General features: G+C 36.4%; 23 protein-coding genes. 10 read left to right on the top strand and 13 right to left on the bottom strand.

Features of this window, described 5'->3' with window-relative positions; translation table 11 throughout:
• Nucleotides 1-48 precede the first annotated feature (48 nt).
• A complete protein-coding gene (locus tag ACMAYS_RS02210) occupies nucleotides 49-756 on the top strand; it encodes an MgtC/SapB family protein (protein WP_103217352.1) in 708 nt (235 codons plus the stop codon).
• A gap of 3 nt (nucleotides 757-759) precedes the next feature.
• Here the strand turns inward: ACMAYS_RS02210 and ACMAYS_RS02205 are convergent, their stop codons facing one another.
• From ACMAYS_RS02205 to ACMAYS_RS02195, 3 genes are read right to left on the bottom strand one after another with little or no spacing between them, the layout of a single operon-like run.
• Nucleotides 760-1,935 carry an Hsp20 family protein gene (locus ACMAYS_RS02205; RefSeq protein ID WP_103217351.1) on the bottom strand — a complete coding sequence of 392 codons (1,176 nt, stop codon included), beginning with the start codon at nucleotides 1,933-1,935 and terminating at the stop codon, nucleotides 760-762.
• Nucleotides 1,932-2,258 carry a hypothetical protein gene (locus tag ACMAYS_RS02200; RefSeq protein ID WP_392991804.1) on the bottom strand — a complete coding sequence of 109 codons (327 nt, stop codon included), beginning with the start codon at nucleotides 2,256-2,258 and terminating at the stop codon, nucleotides 1,932-1,934. The genes ACMAYS_RS02205 and ACMAYS_RS02200 overlap by 4 nt, the downstream gene beginning before the upstream one ends.
• On the bottom strand, nucleotides 2,236-2,541 hold the full coding sequence (locus ACMAYS_RS02195) for a hypothetical protein (protein ID WP_103217349.1): 306 nt from the start codon (nucleotides 2,539-2,541) through the stop codon (nucleotides 2,236-2,238). The genes ACMAYS_RS02200 and ACMAYS_RS02195 overlap by 23 nt, the downstream gene beginning before the upstream one ends.
• Before the next feature lie 277 nt (nucleotides 2,542-2,818).
• On the opposite strand from ACMAYS_RS02195, the gene ACMAYS_RS02190 reads away from it, so the two are divergent.
• Both ACMAYS_RS02190 and ACMAYS_RS02185 read left to right on the top strand, forming a co-directional pair.
• A complete protein-coding gene (locus tag ACMAYS_RS02190) occupies nucleotides 2,819-3,742 on the top strand; it encodes a hypothetical protein (protein ID WP_392991806.1) in 924 nt (307 codons plus the stop codon).
• Between the two features lie 15 nt (nucleotides 3,743-3,757).
• A complete protein-coding gene (locus tag ACMAYS_RS02185; RefSeq protein WP_412462653.1) occupies nucleotides 3,758-4,627 on the top strand; it encodes a hypothetical protein in 870 nt (289 codons plus the stop codon).
• 14 nt (nucleotides 4,628-4,641) lie between these two features.
• Here the strand turns inward: ACMAYS_RS02185 and ACMAYS_RS02180 are convergent, their stop codons facing one another.
• Nucleotides 4,642-5,307, bottom strand: a complete 666-nt coding sequence (locus tag ACMAYS_RS02180) for a hypothetical protein (RefSeq protein WP_103217346.1) — start codon at nucleotides 5,305-5,307, stop codon at nucleotides 4,642-4,644.
• 97 nt (nucleotides 5,308-5,404) lie between these two features.
• Between ACMAYS_RS02180 and ACMAYS_RS02175 the strand changes: the two genes are divergently transcribed.
• Nucleotides 5,405-6,640, top strand: a complete 1,236-nt coding sequence (locus tag ACMAYS_RS02175) for a hypothetical protein (protein WP_392991810.1) — start codon at nucleotides 5,405-5,407, stop codon at nucleotides 6,638-6,640.
• Here the strand turns inward: ACMAYS_RS02175 and ACMAYS_RS02170 are convergent.
• The 4 genes from ACMAYS_RS02170 to ACMAYS_RS02155 all read right to left on the bottom strand — a co-directional run bounded on the left by ACMAYS_RS02170 (nucleotide 6,637) and on the right by ACMAYS_RS02155 (nucleotide 9,606).
• Nucleotides 6,637-7,182 (bottom strand): hypothetical protein, encoded by a 546-nt coding sequence (locus ACMAYS_RS02170; protein ID WP_103217344.1) that lies wholly within the window; start codon nucleotides 7,180-7,182, stop codon nucleotides 6,637-6,639. The two genes, ACMAYS_RS02175 and ACMAYS_RS02170, sit on opposite strands and share 4 nt — an antisense overlap.
• A gap of 22 nt (nucleotides 7,183-7,204) precedes the next feature.
• Nucleotides 7,205-7,960, bottom strand: coding sequence for a slipin family protein (locus ACMAYS_RS02165; RefSeq protein WP_103217343.1), 756 nt, complete (start codon nucleotides 7,958-7,960; stop codon nucleotides 7,205-7,207).
• A 173-nt stretch (nucleotides 7,961-8,133) separates the two neighbouring features.
• Nucleotides 8,134-8,262, bottom strand: coding sequence for a hypothetical protein (locus tag ACMAYS_RS02160; RefSeq protein WP_255407610.1), 129 nt, complete (start codon nucleotides 8,260-8,262; stop codon nucleotides 8,134-8,136).
• Between the two features lie 9 nt (nucleotides 8,263-8,271).
• Nucleotides 8,272-9,606 carry an NfeD family protein gene (locus ACMAYS_RS02155; RefSeq protein WP_412462652.1) on the bottom strand — a complete coding sequence of 445 codons (1,335 nt, stop codon included), beginning with the start codon at nucleotides 9,604-9,606 and terminating at the stop codon, nucleotides 8,272-8,274.
• A 31-nt stretch (nucleotides 9,607-9,637) separates the two neighbouring features.
• Between ACMAYS_RS02155 and ACMAYS_RS02150 the strand changes: the two genes are divergently transcribed.
• Both ACMAYS_RS02150 and ACMAYS_RS02145 read left to right on the top strand, forming a co-directional pair.
• On the top strand, nucleotides 9,638-10,960 hold the full coding sequence (locus ACMAYS_RS02150) for an amidohydrolase family protein (RefSeq protein ID WP_158246824.1): 1,323 nt from the start codon (nucleotides 9,638-9,640) through the stop codon (nucleotides 10,958-10,960).
• A gap of 173 nt (nucleotides 10,961-11,133) precedes the next feature.
• Entirely contained in the window at nucleotides 11,134-11,457 is a 324-nt protein-coding gene (locus tag ACMAYS_RS02145) for a helix-turn-helix domain-containing protein (RefSeq protein ID WP_103217340.1), read from the top strand.
• 104 nt (nucleotides 11,458-11,561) lie between these two features.
• Here the strand turns inward: ACMAYS_RS02145 and ACMAYS_RS02140 are convergent, their stop codons facing one another.
• Nucleotides 11,562-12,242, bottom strand: a complete 681-nt coding sequence (locus ACMAYS_RS02140; protein WP_103217339.1) for a hypothetical protein — start codon at nucleotides 12,240-12,242, stop codon at nucleotides 11,562-11,564.
• A 149-nt stretch (nucleotides 12,243-12,391) separates the two neighbouring features.
• Here ACMAYS_RS02140 and ACMAYS_RS02135 point away from each other — a divergent pair, with 149 nt between their 5' ends.
• A complete protein-coding gene (locus ACMAYS_RS02135; RefSeq protein WP_103217338.1) occupies nucleotides 12,392-13,375 on the top strand; it encodes a malate dehydrogenase in 984 nt (327 codons plus the stop codon).
• A gap of 44 nt (nucleotides 13,376-13,419) precedes the next feature.
• On the opposite strand, the gene ACMAYS_RS02130 is transcribed toward ACMAYS_RS02135, so the two are convergent.
• From ACMAYS_RS02130 to ACMAYS_RS02120, 3 genes are read right to left on the bottom strand one after another with little or no spacing between them, the layout of a single operon-like run.
• Nucleotides 13,420-16,074 carry a cation-translocating P-type ATPase gene (locus ACMAYS_RS02130; protein ID WP_412462651.1) on the bottom strand — a complete coding sequence of 885 codons (2,655 nt, stop codon included), beginning with the start codon at nucleotides 16,072-16,074 and terminating at the stop codon, nucleotides 13,420-13,422.
• A gap of 19 nt (nucleotides 16,075-16,093) precedes the next feature.
• Nucleotides 16,094-16,507, bottom strand: a complete 414-nt coding sequence (locus ACMAYS_RS02125) for a cyclic nucleotide-binding domain-containing protein (RefSeq protein ID WP_103217336.1) — start codon at nucleotides 16,505-16,507, stop codon at nucleotides 16,094-16,096.
• A gap of 8 nt (nucleotides 16,508-16,515) precedes the next feature.
• A complete protein-coding gene (locus ACMAYS_RS02120; RefSeq protein ID WP_412462650.1) occupies nucleotides 16,516-17,661 on the bottom strand; it encodes a hypothetical protein in 1,146 nt (381 codons plus the stop codon).
• A 65-nt stretch (nucleotides 17,662-17,726) separates the two neighbouring features.
• Here ACMAYS_RS02120 and ACMAYS_RS02115 point away from each other — a divergent pair, with 65 nt between their 5' ends.
• Together ACMAYS_RS02115 and ACMAYS_RS02110 are read left to right on the top strand one after the other, a co-directional pair.
• Complete coding sequence (locus ACMAYS_RS02115; protein WP_103217334.1) at nucleotides 17,727-18,935, top strand: peptidase U32 family protein; 1,209 nt, start codon at nucleotides 17,727-17,729, stop codon at nucleotides 18,933-18,935.
• Nucleotides 18,935-20,122: a peptidase U32 family protein gene (locus tag ACMAYS_RS02110; protein ID WP_412462649.1), complete on the top strand. Its 1,188-nt coding sequence runs from the start codon at nucleotides 18,935-18,937 to the stop codon at nucleotides 20,120-20,122. The genes ACMAYS_RS02115 and ACMAYS_RS02110 overlap by 1 nt, the downstream gene beginning before the upstream one ends.
• Here ACMAYS_RS02110 and ACMAYS_RS02105 read toward each other — a convergent pair.
• Nucleotides 20,119-21,243 carry a THUMP domain-containing protein gene (locus ACMAYS_RS02105; protein WP_412462648.1) on the bottom strand — a complete coding sequence of 375 codons (1,125 nt, stop codon included), beginning with the start codon at nucleotides 21,241-21,243 and terminating at the stop codon, nucleotides 20,119-20,121. The two genes, ACMAYS_RS02110 and ACMAYS_RS02105, sit on opposite strands and share 4 nt — an antisense overlap.
• A gap of 54 nt (nucleotides 21,244-21,297) precedes the next feature.
• Here ACMAYS_RS02105 and ACMAYS_RS02100 point away from each other — a divergent pair, with 54 nt between their 5' ends.
• Entirely contained in the window at nucleotides 21,298-22,002 is a 705-nt protein-coding gene (locus ACMAYS_RS02100; protein ID WP_392991825.1) for an SAM-dependent methyltransferase, read from the top strand.
• The last annotated feature ends 36 nt before the right edge of the window (nucleotides 22,003-22,038 follow it).

The raw sequence follows: 22,038 nt of genomic DNA, 5'->3' as shown, positions 1-22,038 counted from the left end.
ATCCTTGTTAAAATAGACTTTAGTTTATTTTATTCCACAAGAGGTTATATGTATATTGAATTCATTGGAGAGCAACCAGTTTATATTTCGATGGGCATCAAAGTTGTTTGCTCAATCTTTCTAGGTGGCTTTATCGGATATGACCGTGAACAGAAGATGAAATCTGCTGGGATAAAGACGAATATGTTGATCTGTCTAGGGGCAGCAACATATACATCTCTTAGTGTTCTGACCATGAGTGAGCATATGGGCACGGTGGCCGATCCCAATCGGATGGCCGCGCAAATTGTAAGTGGTATCGGTTTCTTGGGTGCAGGGGCCATTATACAAGGCCGTGGTAATGTTGTAGGGATGACGACTGCAGCTACTGTATGGGTTGTTGCTGCTATTGGGATGACTGTTGGATTTGGTTATCCTGTGATTGCTAGTTTGATTACAATTTCACTTTTTGCAGTTCTGCGTCTTATTAACCCAGTTTATCGTATGCTTGAGTCTGAGAAGGCCAAGCAAAACTTCTATATTGAAGTGCTTTCAAATGGTCGAATTCGTGGACATGTTAAGGAGATTCTATACTCAAGAGTTGAGGATATTGAAATTGTAAGTGAAGAAGTTCTTGATGCTGTATCAGACGAAAGACTTCTAACTTTAAATGTACAGCTTCACCCTCGTTGGGTTGCTCCGATTAAGCGTGAAATTAAAACGCTCATTCGTGTGAATAAGGTTGAGTTTCACCAAAGAGATCGTGATATTTTATAAGAATTATCTTTTTGCAATACGATAGGTAAGAGTCGAAGTTTCAAGATCGTAATTTCGACTTACCTTAGTTCCATCGAGAATTTCTGGTACATCAAATTGTCTAACTAAACTCTCTGAACGTTTTGACTTGAAAGTGTTTCCATTTTCTTCAACACGCTGATCGAATTTTCTATTCTGTGTAACTGTAATGCCACGCTCTTGAGCATTGATATGAATAGTTTCTTCTTCGTGTTTAGGCACTTCAATAGAGAAGTAGTAAAAGTTCTGATCACTTTTAATGTTAGGCTCTAGCTTTGTAATATTGTAAAAGCTATCTTGGCCTTTTTCTTGGATCGTTTCCTTGGCCTTTGTATAATAACTCTTAAGAGCATTTAACTCTTCATCTATTTTTGTTTTAAGGCGCCCCATTAGGCCTTGGTGTTCCTTTTGAAGATCCGCATACTTTTTTTCGAAGGCATCTTTTCTGCTTTTTACAGTATCCTCGTGGAATGCTTTTTGGCTTTTTAGCTCATTTTGTTGAAAAACATCTGTTTGAGTTAGCTTGAAATGGTGATCGCTTTTTAGCTTAGACATCTCTTTGCGTTGCTCTCTTTCAAGGTCTTTAACGGTTGTCGAATTTTCTTTTGATAATTTATCAACACGTTGATCGAATTGTTTATTAATTCGTTGAATAAAGCCATCATTTCTAACGGAAATTTCATTGGCGAGATTCTTGGCCTTTGCTGTCTCGTCAATAATGAACTCTTCATTGTCGTACTTAACCTTTTGGGCCAATTCGTTGACAGTATTTGATGTATCCTCAAGATCGTCACGACCTCTTTGATGGACATATTCTAATTGTTGCTGATAGTTGTCTCTAATGGCAGCAATATTGGCATCTGTTTGAAGTTTTGTATGCTTTTCTTGCTTTGCAAATTGTTGACCAGTTTTTTCAAGACTATTTTTTATTTCATTAAGCCTGGCCTCTTTATGATTAAGTGATTCAATGATAGCTACTTGGTTTTGATCACGTACTGAATCTAGTTTTTCTTCTCCGATAATTCTTTGATCACTTGCCATCTGATTATAGTTTTTACGGATTGATTCAATTTCTTGTTTTTTATCCTTAATAAGGCGTTCGCGCTCATTTTTAAGCTTTAAGTTCTGCTTACTAAATTGGTTGCTATCTTCAATTCTCATAGTGCGCCGTTATTTCCTTGCTCTTGTGCTTCTTCTGGATTTGTTACATCCATTAGCTTGGCAAGCGGTGCTGCACAAACTGGATCGCCACCAGTATGACCTTTACACATCCAAGTGTTAAGGAGGTTGACGCGAATAGAGCGATTGCCTCCGTGGTACTTTACATATGAATTTGGATCAAGTGTTGAAGTAATGATCACACTCGCTGGCCCTCTCGGATTTAGACGTGAAGAGACCATGTACTGATAGACTCGGTATTCAGCATTAGCGCTTAGAGCGATTGTTGCAATGATTAATAGCTTATTGAAGCTGTGGGTTAGCATCTAAGATCTTTCCTTCTACCATTTCAACTAATGCACGAGCGACGATGTATTGGTCAATCTCATCAAATGTTGAAAAGAGAACGCGTTGTTTTTCTAGGTTATTATGTGATGAAATTTTCTTAAGCAGGGACTTTGCTTTAAGGCGTTGAGCTTTTGTCATTCGAATCTCTTCGAAATCACTTCCCATTGCAATATCTTCAAATAATGGGAAATATCCATTTGCACCAAAGTCGATTAATCTCTTAATTGAATCATAGCGTTTTAAAAATCCTAACTCGATCAACTCATTCCTCCTGAATTTCGCTTTGAAATTTTTCGTGAAAATCTCTAGAGTTATTTTATAAATTTTAGAGACTATTTGGCAGACGGCATACATTTCCTTTGATGCTATACGTATTTTCAGGTTAATTTATGAACGCGCTCGGGCAAGTTACTGTTATTTTTAAAGTACTTGATGCTTGCGGTAGGTTATGCACGCATTGAAATTAAGAAAATATAAAGATACAATTAAGTAGACGCTAAGAAGGCGTTAAATTTTCAATGAACAAGGAATGTTTTTGATGAATATCTTAACAGCTGCAACCCTGGCAATTTTATTCAACTTTTCTGCTCTCGCATTGGTGGACTATTCACCAAAGTCATCATCTAGTAATGGTGGCTCTTATAATCCTGTGACAACAAGACCTAGTGCTCCTGCTAGAAGTGAAAGAAGTGTTTCTCGTGCACAAACATCTAGCTCTAGCTCTGATTTTTGGGCCTTTTTACCAGAGTATTATGATTTCTCTCTAGGCTATGTTGCAAATAAATCATTCATTACTGATGAAAATATAAATTTTGTAAATTTTAATTTAAAGATGGGATTTGCTCACGGCATCTTTATCGACTTATCTGCTAGGGGAGCTCAGTCTTTAGAAACTTCTGAATTTGAACAGGCCAATTCAGGTGTTAAGCTTGGCTTCAATTGGCTTGAAATTGGTAATGATTATAATAAGCTCATTATCGATACATACCTAGGGATGAGATTTAAAGGTGATAGTGAATTTTCAACACAAAGAAATGATCGTCTTTTAGGAGTTTCTACAGAAAAACGCTTTGGTGCCGTTGCGCTTGGTGTTGATTATGAAAGAGTTTTTGCAGACACTCTTGATAATGACGAAGAAATGGCCGTTGGTGACATCTCACATATTAAGGCCAACCTTGGAATTATGGTTTCACATGAAATTCAATTCCTTTTGACTTATGGGGAAGTAAAGGTCTCTTCAAGTGATTTCTTTACTGCTAATTCTCTAAATTCTGACTTAAAATATTCATACTTAATGCCTCAAATGTTTCTTCGTATGTCACGTTCTGTTCGTTTAAATATGGGAGCAGGTTTTCAGGTGAGTCGTCCAGATACTTCTGTTTTAAATGAAACGACTAAACTTTGGGATCTTCCTGTATTGTACGGGAATACGCTATTTGCTGGGCTTAATTTATCAATTTAAAAATAGGATACTTCATTGTTAATTTCAGATAATATTTACTACTGCAAGAATTGTAAAAAAGTTGTTCCATCTATCGAAGATTTACTCTTTGTTGAAGATGGTTCTAATCTAAGCTTTTGTAGTGAAGCATGTATAGAAAAATTTTATTCACCGTTAATTGACTACTTCACAGGTAAGATTGAAAAGAAGAGAAAAGATCTTAATATCGTTGATGAGCCTGCTTTAGAGGCCCTTGAAAATCCTGCTTTTGTTGATCGTGTGCTACATAAACCTGATGAGATATGGCGCTTAGAAAATGATCTTAAAGAAGAAATTTTTACTTTTATTTCTAAAGTTAATCATAAAGGTGAAGATATCCATTTAATGGCCATTTGCTTTGTTTTTGATCATACGCCTTCATTCGTGTTGGCATTAACGGCAACTGCCAATGATTATTTTGTGCAAGACTTTCAAGTTGGAGAAGAGGTTGAGTCACTTGAAGATTACCACCGTGAAATAGAGAGTAATTCAATTTTAGACCCAGAAGATTTTGAGCATATTGAACTTAAAAAGTCTAAATTACTCGCTGAGATGATGATTCATCGAAAAGAGTTCGATATACCATTTGAAGATTTCACTCTTTATATGGACTATTTAAAGCCTACAATTGAGTCTTACGATGAGCTTTACGTTTTCAAAGACGAAGATGATGAAGAGGCCTTTGCATACTTTAAGGCCTTCGAAAAAAGTGGTGTTAGCTTCTTCTATATTGCACTTTGTACAAAAATAGAAAAAGAAGAGCAAAGCTTGATTGTTCCAATTATTTCATTTCCAACGATTGATGGGGATTTGTCGAATTCATATAAAACAGGCAAGCTCGTTGATGGAAATAAGCTTGCCCATTAATTAAATTATTTTTTTTAGAATGATTTGTAGAAGTATTCGCCCTTAGATTTAAAGGCGTCACAATATGTTCTATCGTTGTATAGATCAACATTGATTGAACACATGAAGTAGGCATCGTAAGAGATTAGCTCACGATTAAATGGAGAAGGGAATTCATAGCTTTTCTCCTTCATGACCATTACACCGTTGATTCTAAATTGTTGATAGCGTCCGTAATCACGATTCTTAGTTAAGTTAAATAATGAAATTGTCCCAGAGCTATTAATGTACTTACATTGGGCAGAACCAAGATAAATTGAATTTCCTGAGGCCTCTGAAGTTGGTATGACACAAACTCTAGAATTTGTATCAGGGTTTTTTAGTTGGACATAGATTTGAGTTTCGTTAGTGCGAGACTGACAAATTGTATTTGGTCCAAGGTGACTATTTGAAGTATTTGCAAATCCTGTCTGACCATCAAGAGACCAGCTACAGTGAGCAATTGCACTTGGAATATTTGCATTTGAACCATTTGAAGTTGAACTTCCTGAATCATCAATATCAATGACTGAAGAGCCTCCTCCTGATCCAACACTAGAGCCTGAACCAGAGCTATTCGTATCATAGATTGAGCGTGTCTCTCTTGGTGCTACACAAGAAGTAAGGGCCATGATTGCTGTGATAAAAATTAGTTTTTTCATTCAATTCTCCGAATTAATCACCTAACTTATCGGTAATTTTGAAAAAATATTAATTTTTTCATGTAGTTTAATGGTCAATTAACCGATAAATCTCATAATGAAGAAGCTTATCTTCCTAATGACCATTCTAGTACTCGTATTATCAAGTGTTTATCTTGTCATTACGATGCCGTACCGATTTTATTATACCTTCCAAGATGAAGGGATTCAATCGGACTACTTTATTGCCACTAATCGATATGAGTGGCTCTATCGTGGACTGTCTCCCTATGAAAAATCTCGAGGTGCGACTTTATTTTGGAAACCGATACACTTTCAAAACTTTCAATTTGATATTCCTTTTGATGATGTAAGCTTTAAGCTATTTCCACGTCCAAATGTCGATAAGTTAAGTGCTTTACCGTATTTTGATATTGTTGATCACAAGAATAGACGTGTGTTGAGTGTTTATGATTTTGAAATTGAAAAATTTAAGGCCGCTATACCGATGGACCCAATTTTTAATCTTCCGGTAGTTACTCAATTTATCAAATCTTCTTCAAATCAAGCTGTTTGGCTAGATGTTTTAAACCTTAATATTAAAATAAAAAAATTAAATCTATATAGTTATAAAAATATTAAGTATCTTCTTTCGAATTACTCACTTCCAAAGCTTGGTTATTTTCTTTATATCTATAAGATTCGTAATCAAATTTTTTCAAAAGATGCAAAGAAGATTGTGCAAAATGGTCCTTTCCATATAATGCAATTTTTCGATGGCCCAAAGAATTCTGGTATTCTAAAAAACTACTTCTATGAAAAGGGACGTCTGTACCATCAAACAATTCGCTATAATAAGAATCATCCAGATCATAATGTTGTCCTTGATAAACTTGTTAAGAATTTAAAGCTAAGTCTTTCTCGTGATGAGGAGAGTTCTCTAGCGATGTATAATGAGTTTAGAAAGCTTAAGTATGAGAAGAGGTTTGAATACAAGGGGATGGCACTACTCTATAGTGCCTGGTCACATGAGCTTGAAAATGAAGCTTTCTATCGTGAAATGATCTATTATCTTGAAAAAGGTAATTACAAAACAGCTCAACTATTTAGTCTTTATGATTTTGCTAAGAAGAAGTTTGGAAAAACATTTTCAAATCGTGATGAAGTTTTAAAAGATGATCTCAAGGCAAAAATTGAAATAGAGACGAAGAAAGAGAGAAAGAAGCAAGAGAGGGATCTTGCTGATTATCAAATATCTGGCGAAGTCGACTTCAAAGATGACGATGCTAAGCTCGATTACATTCTAAAGAATATCGAAGTTAAAGAAGAAAAAGACGATTTAAGCGAGTACTAAGAGATCAAATCCTCAAAACTATCAGGGTGGTGAAAGTTTGGTGAAGTATCTGGGTGCTTATTTGAGTAGTAATAAGTGTTGTCACCTTCGGCCGTCAATACACATGTGGGAGATACTCTTAGATTAGAAAGATCTTCAAAGTTGTGACCAAGCTTCTTAAGTTCAAAGCGACAATTTAGTGTAAAGAGTTCATCCTCTGATTTGATGACAATATTATCAAGTTCAATGTCATTATACTCGGTAAGTTCTGAGCGATATGAATTGAAGATAAAGCAATTCCAACTTGAATCACTCCCAAAGTTAAATTCAAAATATTCACCATCTGTCTTATTGAGAATAAAGAATTCAAAACAAGTCTGTGTCCAAAGGCCGATAACTCGGTTCATCTTTCCATTGTCACGGTGAATGTAAATAGGAGAGAGGTCTCCCTTTAGTGTGAAGTGAAAGTTAACATGGCCGTCAATGACCTTGATCTCAGCAGAAGCTTCGAGATCAAGATCATTTTCAGCAAATGGAATTAAATTAAAATATTTTGAAATCATAAATGACTTTGTTCTTACTTTGTTAGTTACCTTTACCCATTATATTTGTTAAAAAATCCACAGGTAGTGGGAAGAAAGTTGTCGACTTACCATCTCCGCTTGAAATTTCTTTCATTGTATCTAGATAACGAAGAGTAATCGCATTTGGTGATTCATTAAGTACCTTTGCAGCTTCTGCTAGTTTTAATGCTGCATCAAATTCACCTTGAGCTGAAATAACCTTTGCTCTCTTATCTCTTTCCGCTTCTGCTTGCTTTGCCATCGCTCTTTGCATCTCAATCGGAAGGTCAATTGCTTTGACTTCAACTGTTGATACTTTAATTCCCCATGGCTCTGTATGCTCATCTAAAATAGACTGTAGACGTGCATTGATTTGCTCACGCATAGATAGAATTTCATCTAGCTCAAATTGACCAATAACAGAACGTAGAGTTGTTTGAGCAATTTGTCCTGTTGCAAGTAGATAGTTCTCAACTGCAACAACTGACTTTTCTGGATCTTCAACTCTAAAGTAAACAACACCATTAACTTTAAGTGTTACGTTATCTTTTGAGATAATGTCTTGTGATGGAATATCCATTGTGACAGTTCTTAAGTCTACTTTATGCATTTTCTCAAGACCTGGAATTAGCAGTATTAAACCTGGCCCTCTAACAGCTGTGAAGCGTCCTAAAAAGAAGATGACACCACGTTCGTATTCTTTTAGAACCTTAACTGTGTTGAACAATAAAATTAATAGTAGAATTATAAATGGTAAGTAAGGCGCAAAATTAATCATATATCCTCCGTTGAATTGACAAAAACTTTACATTTAACTGACTCTAAAAAAAACTGAGAGTTTAATATTATATTAAGAAAACTAAGGGGAGATTTTTAATAAACTCTCTCTCTTCCTTGTCAAAAATCAATCGTCCCTCAACGTCCCCTTAGTTTTTTCTTCTTTTATTTCAATTATTTAAGCCACAAGAATTTTTTAATCTCTCTTCTTACCCAGTCGATATCGCTCTTAGTTGGTAGCTCATTCTGACACATTGAAAAGATTAAACTCATTAATTGGCGAAAAGATTTTCTTTGACTCATTTTATACCTCTATATTTTTACTTGTAACTTTAGGTTGTCTTTTTTTATGACCTCTACCTTATCACCAACTTTTAGCTTTGACATATCGCCAGTGGCCGTAAGTTGCCACAATTCTCCATTGTAGCGTGAAAAGAATTTATCACCATCAATATCTGTTACTGTAATCTCAACTCCTGTGTACGGATCTTCTGGTTCAGAGAAAATTCTTTTTCTGGACTTATAAAAGACATAGGCAATAACACCAATGAAGGCAAGAATCGCACCAATACTTGAGAAGAGTACAGTTGATGAAATTTGTAGATATGATTCCTCTGTTTGAAATAAGAACATGGAGCCAAAGATCAAACTGGCTATCCCGGCCAAGGTCAGAAGGCCAAAGCTTGTAATATATATTTCTAAGATAAAGAGAACAAAGGCCGCAATAATAAGTAGAAACGCGCCAGTATTTAATGAAAGAATATTAAATGATATTCCTGCTATCAGTATGGCCACGGCCCCTACACTTCCTGCAATAAATCCACCTGGAGCTTGGAACTCTACGTAGATGAGTGCCGCTCCAATGAGAAAAAGAATATAGGCCATATCTGGCGAAGCGAAGAAGCTTAAAAGTTTTTGCCCAAGTGTTTTCTCCATTGTCGTAAGAACATAGTTATTAGCAATCACAACCTTAAAAGGTTTATGATGTGAAAGAAAAGTTTTGTTGTTAATTGTGCTGATAAGACCGCCTACACCTTGAATTGTATCAACAATACCGTTGTGGACATTTTCTTTTAGTGCTTCTGTTTCAGTATAGCTCTTGGCCTCAGTAATCATCTTTGTGAATACTTCTTCATTTTTTCCAGTTGCGGAAGCCTGAGACTTTACGAGAGCTACTAGATCATTGACGATTTTATTTTTCATATCGCCTTCTTTAATATCTGATGTCCCTGAAATTGGAGTTGCTGCACCAATTCGCGTTCCATCGGCCATGTAGAGTACTGGGATGCTACTTGCAATAATTGCTCCAGCACTTGTTGCTGATGCTGAACTAGGCCCCACCCATCCAATCACTAGGTTTTCGCTATTTGCAATTAGGTGCATGATCTCTTTAGTAACACTAACTAATCCGCCGGGAGTGTTTATCTTAATTAAGATTGCGCTTTCTCTTTCGCCTTCAATACTTTGAAAGGCTTTTTGAAGGTAATTTAAAGTGGCCGGAGTGATGGCCTCTTCAATATTAACCGCAACGATTTTATTGATATTAACTTCTTTGGCTTGGTTAAAGCTATCCGCTGCAACTGCGCCGAATGACGTTAAAAATAGAGTAAAGAGTACTACAAAACTTGTAATGATATGCTTCTTCATATATGTTGACCTGCTTATTAAAGGAGATTTCATGTCATCAAATAATATTACTTATAAAGTAATTATCGCTCATTTTTTTAATCCTATAAATGATAAAAAATGTGAATTTTTAGAAGATTATGCAATTGTTGCAAAGCGCACGACAAAAGGTGATTACAAAATCATCGATCGTATGCCTAAGAAAGAGCTTACGGACTATTTAGCGCGTAAGAAGAATGTTGAAGTGATCGACAAGAGTGGCCAATATATTATCCCTGGTCTTTATGATACGCACTTTCACTGGGTACAAGATGCCGTTTGTGAAATGCCAAAGGCCAATCTTCTTAACTGGCTTGAAAATTACACTTGGCCTTATGAAGCAAATTTTAAGAAGCTAGCTTTTGCACGTAAAAAAGCAAAAGAATTTACTTCAAAGATTGCTAATAACGGAACGATTGGTGGAGCATGTTATGGCTCAATTCATTCACACTCTGTCTCAGAAGCACTTAAAAATTTTAAGGGTGATTATATTCTAGGTAATGTTCAAATGACGATGAACTCGCCAGAGTACCTAACAATGGGCGTAGAGGAGACAATTGCACAAACTGAAGCTCTTGCAAAAGAATACAAAGATAAATATGCAGTGACACCTCGATTTGCCATTACAACAGATCCTGTAACAATGGCCGCAGGTGGTAAAACTGCTAAGAAACATCGCTCTTTTATTCAAACTCACTTAAGTGAAACACAAAATGAAATCGACTTTGTACTTAGTATCTATAAGGACATTAAGGGATTTGAAAAAGTAAAAACTTATACTGAAATCTACGACAAAGTTGGACTTCTAACTCCTAAGACAATCATGGGGCATGGTATTTATCTTTCTCCAAAAGAGTTAAAACTTTTAGGTGAAAAGAAAACGATGATTGCACATTGTCCAACAAGCAATGCTCCAATAAAGGAGCTAGGGCTAGGTTCGGGACTTTTTGATTATAAGAGAGCAAATCGTTACAACGTTCACTGGGCGCTTGCCAGTGATATTGGTGGTGGACCTTTCCTTTCGATGCTTGATGTAATCAATTCATTTGTTATGCAAAACCATAAAAGAGGCCACCGCGATACTTCCTACACTCAAGGTCTCTACCGCGCGACGCTTGCTGGAGCAAATTCCCTTAAATTAGAACAAGAAAGTGGGAATTTCGAAGTTGGGAAAAAGCTACATTTTGTGAGCCTTGGTGACAAAAAAATGAGCGCGAGCTTAACGACTGAGGAAAAACTTAAGAAATTGATTAAGAGGCCTAACAAAGATAGGGCCTTATACGTGGATTTGATTGAAGCGACGTATTATAACGGCAATGTGATTTCAGACAGTTAAGCTGGCTAAATCGATGATGTTGAACAATATCGGCTATCGACAATAAAATTACGAGAAAATTGTAAAAAGTTTTCTTACAAATCTGTTAATATGTTTACAAAAATATTTTATTGCTTTAGAATATATTAAGATACGAATCGTAAGTGCTTGAATATAATACTTAGGAGAAATACATGAGAAGTTTTAGTCACATCGCGAAACTAATTAAAGAAAAGAGAACAGCACATCCAAAAGGATATTCTCAATCAGAATTATCACACCTTCTTGGTTACAAGAATGGTCAATTCATTTCTAACGTTGAACGTGCTCTTTGCAACATCCCACTAAAGATGTTACGTAGAGTTTGTGAAATCTTAGACATTAATGAAGCTGAATTAAAAGACGCTATCATTAAAGATCACGAAGAAACTTTAGATAATTATCTAAAGGATGGATCAGGTGTTGTTGGTGCAACAACTGGTGCTGAAGCAACGACGACTTCAAACTTCGTTTACTAATCTGATTACCTTTTCGAAGGTTGTTAGTTAGAAAATATTGATAAAAAAAGAGGGAGCGAAAGCTCCCTTTTTTTTATGTTCAGGATGAATGGTAGAAAATTTAATTATAAACCTTTATATGCCTTGTAATCTTCAAGTGAACCAACAGACTCTTCAGTATCATCTGCATAATTTGCTTCAACTTGAGTTTGAAGATAGTGTGGATCTTCAATTTCTTCTTCTGTAACCTCTGGCTCAACTTCACCAACTGGAAGTTCGTGATTTGAAGAGTAAGTTAGATCCATTTTTAACGATTCAAATTTTTCTTCAAATACTTTTAGATCTTCTTCTTTAAGTCTTTCTTTAAAGGCCAAGAAAGTCTTTTGTGTTTCAATAAAATTGCGCTCAAGCTTTTCTCTTTGCTTCTCACCAACGCGCTCAAAGTTATCAAAGTACTTGCGTCTGGCCATAATGTGCTGCTCAAGTAAATTGAAGTATTTTACAATGATAAAGTCTTCGCCACTTAAATGTTGTGGATTCGGTCGACGATTCTTGCTTGGTCCACGACGTCTACGATTTCGGTTAGAAGATTTATTAGACGGCTTTTTATTTGTTGCTTGTCCCGATTGAGCACTCTTGTTTGCCCCTTGTTGAGGCTGTTGAGCTTTATTAGGATTCGCTGCACTTGCATTTGCTGGACGCTTACGACGTCTGCGATTATTCGAGCGACTTCTGTTCCCACGATTTTGCGGCTTGTCTGAAGATGCTGATGATGAATTTGAGGCGTTCTTGTTGCCTTGCTCCATTATGATTCCTTAGATTATTAACTTTTAGATTTAATTTTAATTATAGCCCCTAATATTGCTAAGTAAAGCTACAACTTGTCTAACACCTATGATAAAATTGGCCAATTTCAATTGAACAACTCTCTAATTTTTTAAAAAGGGGAAATTATATGACTAAAAGAGTTAAAGTTGCAGTTACAGGTGCAGCGGGACAAATTGGTTACGCGATTCTTTTTAGAATTGCTTCTGGTCAAATGTTTGGTCCAGAAACAGAAGTAGAATTACAACTTCTTGAACTTCCACAAGCTCTAGGTGCACTTGAAGGTGTAAAAATGGAACTTGATGACTGTGCATTTCCATTATTAAAAAATATTGTTTGCACAGATAAAATGGAAGTTGCATTTAAAGATGCAAACTGGATTCTTGCTATCGGTGCCGTTCCAAGAAAAGACGGAATGGAAAGAGCTGACCTTCTAAAGGTGAACGGTGGAATTTTTGGTCCACTTGGTAAGGCCATGGCCGCTCACTCTGCGCCAGATTCAAAATTATTCGTAGTTGGTAACCCATGTAACACAAATTGTTACATCGCAATGGAAGCTTCAGGACTTGATAAGTCTCGTTTCTTTGCAATGACGACTCTTGATGAGAAGAGAGCTAAGACTCAACTAGCTCAAAAAGCAGGTGTTGATGTAACAGAAGTTACAAATATGACAATTTGGGGTAACCACTCAGCAACTCAATACCCAGATTTCTACAATGCTAAAATTGGTGGAAAGTCAGCGGCTGAAGTTATCACTGATGAAGATTACTTAAAAGGTGAGTTTATTGAAACTGTACAAAAAAGAGGTGCAGCTATCATTAAAGCACGTGGAGCATCTTCTGCTGCTTCTGCTGCAAATGCTTGTGTAAACGGTGTTTACGCTTTAACTCACGATACTCCTGCTGGTGAGACATTCTCTATGTGTCTTGCATCTAAGGGACAATACGGTGTTGATGAAGGGCTAATCTTCTCATTCCCATGTCGTGTTGAAAACGGTGAGCTTAAAGTTGTTGAAGGACAAGAGCACAATGCATTTGGACAAGAAAAGTTTAATGCAACTCTTGAAGAGCTTCGCGCTGAAAGAAATACTGTTAAAGAACTAGGTCTAGTTTAATTATACTAAGGTGCCTGCTTGAGATCTTGTGGGCACCTTATATCCTAAATCCTTATCCCCAATTTTAATTTCGCTAATAATTGAATAATTATAAGTGGCGCTAAAGAAGAGTAAGCGACAATAGTCCATTCTTTTGAACCAATCACTTTTAAGTTCAAGATACTTCTTAATCCTGGAATATAAATTGTAGCTAACAACAGTATGATACAAAGAAGTACAGCTCCCCATACGTGAATATTCTTCGTTATTTCATTAATTAATATATTTGAACTCTCAAGTCTCATGTTGAATACATGAAAGACTTGACCAAGGCCTAGGCTTAGAAAGGAGACTGATAAGGCGCTTTGACTATCTTGAGTTGTTGATAGGGTATAGAAGAACCCTGTAAGGACACTCGTTGTTAAAATGAATCCGTATAGTGATATTAGGGCCCATTTTCTCTTTGTTATAATTTGTTCGTCTCTTGGCCTTGGAGCTGCTTTTAGATAATTTTGATCTCCTTCTCCCATTCCCAAGGCAAGGGCCGGGAAAACATCTGTTACTAGATTTAAAAAGAGAATCTGTAGTGGTAGTAGAGGTAATGGCATATTCATAAGTGATGCAATTGATACAATAAGAATTTCACTTATATTACATGAGAGTAGATACACAACAAAACGCTGAATATTACTATAGATGATACGTCCTTGCTTGATGGCCAAGATAATTGTATTAAACTGATCGTCTTGTAGGATCATATCTGAAGCCTCTTTTGCAATTTGAGTTCCTCTTTTTCCCATTGCAATTCCAATATCAGCATGATTTAAGGCCGCGGCATCATTAACACCATCACCCGTCATAGCAACAACAGCATTCTTTTCTTGAAAGTGTTTAATGAGATCAAGTTTTTGTAATGGCCCAACTCGACTAAAAACCTGTCCACGATTTATCTTCTCTTCGATTTCTTTGTTCCAATCTTTTCTTTGCCCCAAAATTTTTCCATTAATTGAAAAGAAATTATCACTTTCAATTAGGCCAATATCCTTTGCAATTTTTAGGGCCGTACCTTCTTGATCTCCAGTAACCATAATTGTTCTAATTCCGGCCTGTTTCGATTTTTCGATAGCATCTTTAACATCCGAGCGTGCTGGGTCAAGTAAAGCAACAAGTCCTAAGAAGGTGAGTTGATCGTAAGGAAAGTTATCTATATTCTCAACATCCTTTGTCGCAAGTGCTAAGATTCGAAGACCTTCACTGGCAAGCTTATGATTTTCTTGATTCCATTCTTTTTTTAATTCTTCATTAAACTCAATTACTCCATCAATATTTCGAATAGACGTACACGCCTTTAAAACTGCTTCAGGGGCACCCTTAACTGCCACGAGTATTGAATTGGCCACTTGATGATATGTGGCCATCATAAGAGTTGAGCTATCAAAGGGGACCTCTTTTAGTTCAGGCATCTGCTGGATTATTTCAGCTCTTTTAATTTTAAACTTGGCCGCTACTTCAAGTAGAGCGATCTCCATTGGGTCTCCAATATTATGGCCCTTCTGCTTGCGATTAATTTCTGAGTTGTTACAAAGAACTCCAATTTGGAGAAGTCGTTTTAATTCATCATCAATGAATTGATTTTCCACTTCGTTCATATCATAGCTCTTGTTTTGAGACTTATAGAGCTGCACAGTCATTTTATTTTCAGTTAGAGTTCCGGTTTTATCGGTGAAGATAATTGAGGTAGCACCTAGTGTTTCAACAGCAGCAAGCTTGTTGATAAGAGCATTGTTATTTGCCATTCTCCACATACCTTTTGCCAGGGCAAGAGTTGCAACAATAGGAAGTCCTTCAGGTATTGTTGCGATGGCAAGTGCTATGGCCGTCTCAAGCATCAGAATAGGCGGCTTTCCTGCTGTAATACCACTAATTGCAATGACGGCGGCAATGACTAATGAGAACCAAACAATTTGACCTGCTAGTTTATTTAGTCGTTTCTCAAGTGGGGTGGTCTCATCATTATCTTTTCTATCTTTTTCTACTTCTTTTGCAATTATACCAACTTCAGTATCCATTGCCGTAGCTATAACAATACCGCGACCTGATCCTCTTGTTATGGAGGTTCCTTTAAAGAGAATATTTTTTCTCTCGGCAATAATCATGTCGTCTTGGAGAGCTTCGCTTATTTTATCTACTGGTACGGACTCACCCGTTAAAAGAGACTCATTTACATTTAAGTTATTTGCTTGAACTATTCTAAGGTCTGCTCCCAGAATATCTCCTGCTTCAAACAAGACAATATCACCTGGTACCAACTCTTTCGTATTAAGATGTAACGATTGTGCTTCTCGTATTACTCCACATCTCGTTACACCAATCTTCTTTAAGGCCTCCATTGAGCGTATGGCCTTAAGTTCTGTGAAGAATCCCAAAGCTGTATTGATAATTAAGACTGCAACGACAGTGAAGCCTTCTACAATATGACCAATAAAGAAAGATATTAGGGCCGCAATTAGTAGTAATAAAACGATGATACTTTTTAATTGGCGAATGAGTATTGTAATTTTGGATGTACTTACTTTTACAGAGAGTTCATTTGGTCCATAGAGACGTTGTCTCTTTTGGGCCTCTTGATGTGTGAGACCTTTTTCAATATCAGTTTCAAGTAAAGTTGAAACATCGATGTCACTGCATTTAGAATAGAATAGGCTATTGTATTTTTTCATATACTCGCCCTTCTTGAATTTATTTTATGAGAGTTAGAATCTCTCTTTGTTCTTCAATACTAAGTGGTTTAATCGTGTCAGCTTTTTTTCTTTTGATTCCACTTTTAGCAATAACTTTATCGAGATGATGAATACGATCAACCACATTCTTTGTCATCTTAAATAGCCAATCAGGTAGTTGTTCTTTGATCGTTTCACTATCGATTTCCATAAGGGTTACCTTTGACTTTGCCATGACATAAGCTGCGCGGTGAGTGCCTGCAAAAAAGGCCATCTCTCCAATCATCTCCCCTGGGCCAACTAGTGCAACTGGACTTACCTTATTGCCATCAACAACAAAGACAAGTAATTCTCCTTCCTCCACTAGATAGATTGTGTCCGAAGAGTCTCCTTGTTTAATGATGATAGTATTTTCATTATGAACAATTCTCATATGGCCTCTTATTTTAATTGAGTAATCTGCTTGAGCTTAATGACTAATTCACTTACAAGCTTAGGGTAATAGATAGATTGTGGGGCTTTATTAGAAATAAATAAAGGGTTTCTTGTATAATTTTGCTTAAGAACTTCGTTAAAATCTACGATGTCGACATTTTGATGGGCCGCTATCTTTTCTAACTGTTTTATAAAAAGAGGATGTGATGACTTTACTTCACATGCAAAGGCAACCTTTTGTAATGCCTGATCATATGCCTTTGTAATTTCACCTTGCTTCTCAAAAAATTCTTGTTTCAGTTGATGAAACTTTGTGTTGGCCAAAATATTCTTATCAAGTGATTGTACAAGTACATGGGCCTCTTTTGTTTTTGACTCTGACAGTAATGTCTCAAGCTTACTTAGGGCATCTTCAAATAGAACACTTGTTGTATCCTGACAAATTTTTAAATCGTTAATTTCCATATTAATTGGAGGGATTATTGTCAGGATGTTGATTCCTTGTGATTTTAAGTTTCTGAAGAATTTTTCCAGACGAATATCATAGAGTAGTAGCTCTTTTTCTAGAATACTTCTAAATCTCTCAGGTGAAAGGTTCTCGAAATCAATTTGTTCAATCTCTGAGGTTAACTGCTTAAGATTTTCGTTTAAAAATATTAATCGTGAAAGATTAGGGTGTAATTTTATTAAACTTTGGATGTACAGATTTCTAAATAATTTAAAATTCTGATTATTTACTTTTATGGCATCTTTTTTAGTCGGATAAATATCTTCTTGTAATTCAGAATATCCAGAAGCAAGAATGAGAATTTTTGGAACTTTTTTTAAAGCAGCAACTCGCTCAATCGTGCGATAAAGTGATTCACCTTTAGTGGAAATATTATAAATTGATAACGGACGAGCAAGCTTCTTTGAAAGCTGAGTCGTAATATCGTTAATAAATGGACCTATTGAGACACCCATCTCGTCGCCAACAATAAGTACATCTGCATTTGATGCAACTTCATCTGGGCCAAAGACTCCAGGGGCCATGACATAAGGTGCTGGCGTTTCACGCAGAGGTGCTTCGTGATAATGGTAACTTAGAAGTCCCAAAATTGTGATAATGAACGCACAGGCCAAATAAAATATGATGTTAAATATTTTTTTCATAAAAACTAATCAAGATTTCCCTATGACTTTATTATATACGTAATTTCTGGTACATAGAAGACCTTATGAAAGATGCAAAAAACACCAGATGGGTACCCGAGCTTTTAGCTCCAGCAGGTAGCCTAGAAAAATTGAAAGTGGCCATTAGTTACGGTGCAAATGCCGTTTATCTTGGTGGTCAAAAATATGGACTTCGCCAAGCGGCCGATAACTTCACTATTGATGAGATACGTGAAGGGGTTGAGTTTGCTCACGAGCGTGGCGCTCTTGTCTACGTCGTCTTAAACTCATTCTTCCATGATAAGGATTTTGACGGCCTACTTGATTTTATCAAAGAGCTCGATGATGTTGGCGTTGATGCGGTAATCGTTTCTGATCCTGGCGTTATTAATTATATCGCGGAAAATACTAATCTCGAGGTTCACTTATCAACACAAGCAAGCTGTTTAAACGTTGAAAGTGCAAAGCTTTGGAAAAAACTTGGCGTAACTAGGATTGTTCTTGGCCGTGAAGTTTCAATTGCGGATGCCAAGAAGATCAAAGAAGAAGCCGGTGTTGAAATCGAGATGTTCGTGCACGGTTCAATGTGTATGGCCTATTCCGGAAATTGTGTCATTTCAAATTATACGCAAGGACGTGACTCTAATCGTGGTGGTTGTGCTCACAGTTGTCGCTTTGAATACAAGATCGAAGACGGTAAAAAAGAGCTTAATAGTTATTTCATGAGTTCTAAAGATCTTGAAGGTATTAGACTTTTACAAGACTTTATTGATGCAGGAATCGATTCGCTAAAAGTAGAAGGACGTATGAAGTCTCCTATGTATGCTGGAACGATTTCTATGGTTTATTCGGGGGCCCTTGCTTATTACAAAGAGCATGGAAACTTCTTAAGTGATGATCTTTTAAAATGGGAAGAGGAACTTACGAAAGTTACTCACCGTGCTTATACGCAAGCTTCTTTAGTTGATGAAGCTGATGAAACATCAATATATAACGATCGTGAACACGAGGACAAAACATACAGGGCAATTGGTAAAGTTGCTCAAGTTGTCGATAACGAATTTATCGTCGTTGATGTTAGAAGTGCATTTGAACTAGGAGAGTCTCTTGAGATTATGCCTTTTTCTAATGCTCATGTTGATGTAAGAGTTGATCATATTTCAAATCTTGCGGGGGAGAATTTTGAACGTACACGTCCTGGTGCACTTTTTAAAATCCCTTATGTTGCAGGTGTTGAGGTAAACAACCTTGTACGTGCAAAGGTTGTTAGCTAATGAAGACAACAACATACCTAAATAATTTAAATGATCTTCCTAATATTATCGCTAATAAGGCAACAATTAGTGAAGTTATTCTAGCGACTCGTCTGTTTTCTCAAGTTGGGAAACTAACAATTGAAGAGATGTCCCAGGCCATCGATTCTTTAAAGTCTGAAGGAATCTCTTATTGTCTTGAGTGGGATATTCTAATGACTGAATCTCGCTTTAGCATGTATAAAGAACAATTTAGAAAATATGCTGATCTTGAATTTAAAAGTATTCGCTTAAGAGATCCTGGAGCAATCAATTTTTGTCTAAATGAATATCCAGAACTTGATATTGATCTTCTTCTCGATACGGGGGGACATCATAACCTACATTCAATCAAGGTTTGGAAGAAACTAATTGGTGAGCGTTTAAGAAAGATTGTTTTATCAATTGAGTTATCAAGTGGTGTGGTTAAAGAGTTTTGCTCAGAAATTAAATCTTGGGGCGTAGAAACTGAGCTTCTTGTATTTGGTCGCATTTTACTTTTCTATACACCTCGTAATCTTGTCTCTCCTTTGTATTCAGATGAGAAACTAGAAGACGACTATATTGAAGTGAGTGGCTCTAGTGAAGAATCTCCGCATAAAGGTTTTCCAATTGTTGAAAATCAACATGGAACATTTATGTTCAATACGAAGGATCAATTTCTATTAGAATATATTGATGAACTGAAAGAGTGTGGAGTTAATGATTTAAGAGTGGATACGCGCCATCTTGAAAATAATAATCTTCTTTCTGATGTTATCTCTTTAGTAAATGACTTCGATAAGCATAAAGCAAAAGAAATTAAAGAACAATTTGGCAACTCTACTACTCGTGGTTTCTTTCACGTAAATAAGTCTGATGTACTTTTTAAGAAGCTAAAAAATAAGCGCACTCAACGTCAAGACGAAGGCTTTTTAGGTGAAGTCGTTGATGTTGTGAAAAAGTCTCATATGGCCATTCTTATTAAGGGAATGCGTGGGCAGGATCGCGCCCTAAGTGTAGGAGATGAGCTTCGTTTAACAACGCCTGATGGAAAAGTTAAAACAACTAGAGTTCATAAAATTACACATACTAATGGAACAGAAACAGAGTTTGCTAAGACTGGAGACTTAATTCTTGTTGCGCACGTTAGTGGTGTAAGTGTTAAGACAATGGCCTATAAAAATTAAATAAAGCTAGCTCTTACAAATTGAATCCAGATTCCGCCATTGTTGATCCTTTGTGATCTTAGAATCTCAAATTTTTTATCAATGATAAATGTCTCTGGGATAACAGCATAGGCGCTTTTGGCGCCAATTTGTTGTGCTTTTGAGAAAAAGTCATTCACAAAGTCGTGGATATTTTTTTGTGTTTTAATTCTTTTTCCGTACGGAAGATTACAAGCAATAATGATATTGTCATGATTAAGTTCTTTCATCTTAAAGAAATCGCCATGAGTAACCTCTAGATTATATTGCTCTAGATTCTTTTTGATCGCCTTGATATTGTCTTGGTTTATATCATTTGCAAAGGCCTTCCTGGCAATTTCAATAGGTGCCATCTCTATCTTCTTTGCTGGAAGTTTTCTAAAGATTGGAAAGTTCTCAAAATTATAAGCTCTCTTATTATTAAGCTCGTCTTGTAAGAGGTATTCACTGACAATTGTGCCAGAGCCGGCCATTGGATCAAGCAGGGGATAGTCACTGTCTTCATTTTCGTTGATAAAACGGATTAAAGCGGCCCCAAGAGATTCTCTCATCGGTGCTTTGGCACTTAGGATTTTATGTCCTCTCTTATCTAATCTTTCACCTGAACAATCGATTGATAATTGGCACATATCTTCTTCAAAGCGTAAAAAGATTATCGGTGGATGACTCCATTCTAATTGTGAGTACTTCGCTTTAAAAGGCTGGGCCTTTTGATAGTCACTTATTGCATCTTTTGTGGCCTTAATGATTTTGCGATCATCAAATAAACGCGAGTTATGAGAGCTAACTTTAAAGTCAATCTCAGTTGTCGGTATATAATCATTCCAATTTATTTTAGTAAGTTTCTTATAAAGTTTAGGAAGATCTCTTGCTTTAAATTCTTCAATTCTAAGAAGTGCTCTCGTTGGAATTTTTAAAAATTTAATAATGGTAAGAAGCACGAACAAGTCGCTGGATTTGAGTGTTAATCCATCTTCTAAATCAAGCTCAACTTCACTGAAGAATTCGCTACTTAGTAAGTCTTTTATCTCTTCTTTGGCAAAGACTTCTAGTCCTGGAGTAACAGAGAGAAATAATTCGTAAATTTTTGAAGCTTTTTGCATATTATTTATATACACGATCTTGAGTTTATAACCAATTGATCATATATAAATGATATGGCCAAACAAAGTAAATACGGAACTCTATATTTAATTGCAACTCCTATTGATGAGCAAAACCCGCTTGAGACTACAGCTTTAAATTTATTAAAGTCTGCTATTGAAAAGCGTGAGCAAAGTCTTTTTCTAATCGAGGACTTAAAGCCTTGTCGTAGACGTTGGATAAGATTTGGACTTGAGCGAGAGATTATTGAAGACTTTATTCTCTTCAATGAGCACACTCAAGTTGAGATAGAAAACGATCTCATCTCAAAGATCCAAAGCGGTAAAGACGCTTATTTAATGAGCGATGGAGGCCTTCCGGCCTTTTGTGATCCAGGTCAAAAACTAGTTAAAAGGTGTCATGAACTTGGTATTCGTGTCACTTGTACGCCTCATAGTAATTCTATTTCACTAGCTGTAGCGCTATCTGGTATTGATTGTGCAAATTTCACCTTTGCTGGTTTCCCTCCTCGAAGACCAGAGGAGCGCAAAGAATTTCTAAAGAAATTAGCAAAAGTCGATATGCCTAAGATACTAATGGATACTCCCTATCGCTTAACAAGACTTCTTGAAGAGTCTGTTGAAGTATTTGGTGAGCGTCTTGGCTTTGTTGGGATGGAACTTAACGGTGAGGAAGAAGAATTAAAATATGGTAAGTTGTCGAAATTACTCAAAGAAGTTTCTGGTTTAAAGAAAGAGTTCATTCTTATCATAAAGTAATTGTTTAGAGGCCAAGCAAATCAGATAGATTTTTCC

Source organism: Halobacteriovorax sp. RT-2-6 (assembly GCF_047085025.1).
Lineage (GTDB): Bacteria > Bdellovibrionota > Bacteriovoracia > Bacteriovoracales > Bacteriovoracaceae > Halobacteriovorax_A.
The sequence above is the reverse complement of the archived record's forward strand: the minus strand, read 5'-3'. Positions and strand labels throughout refer to the sequence as shown.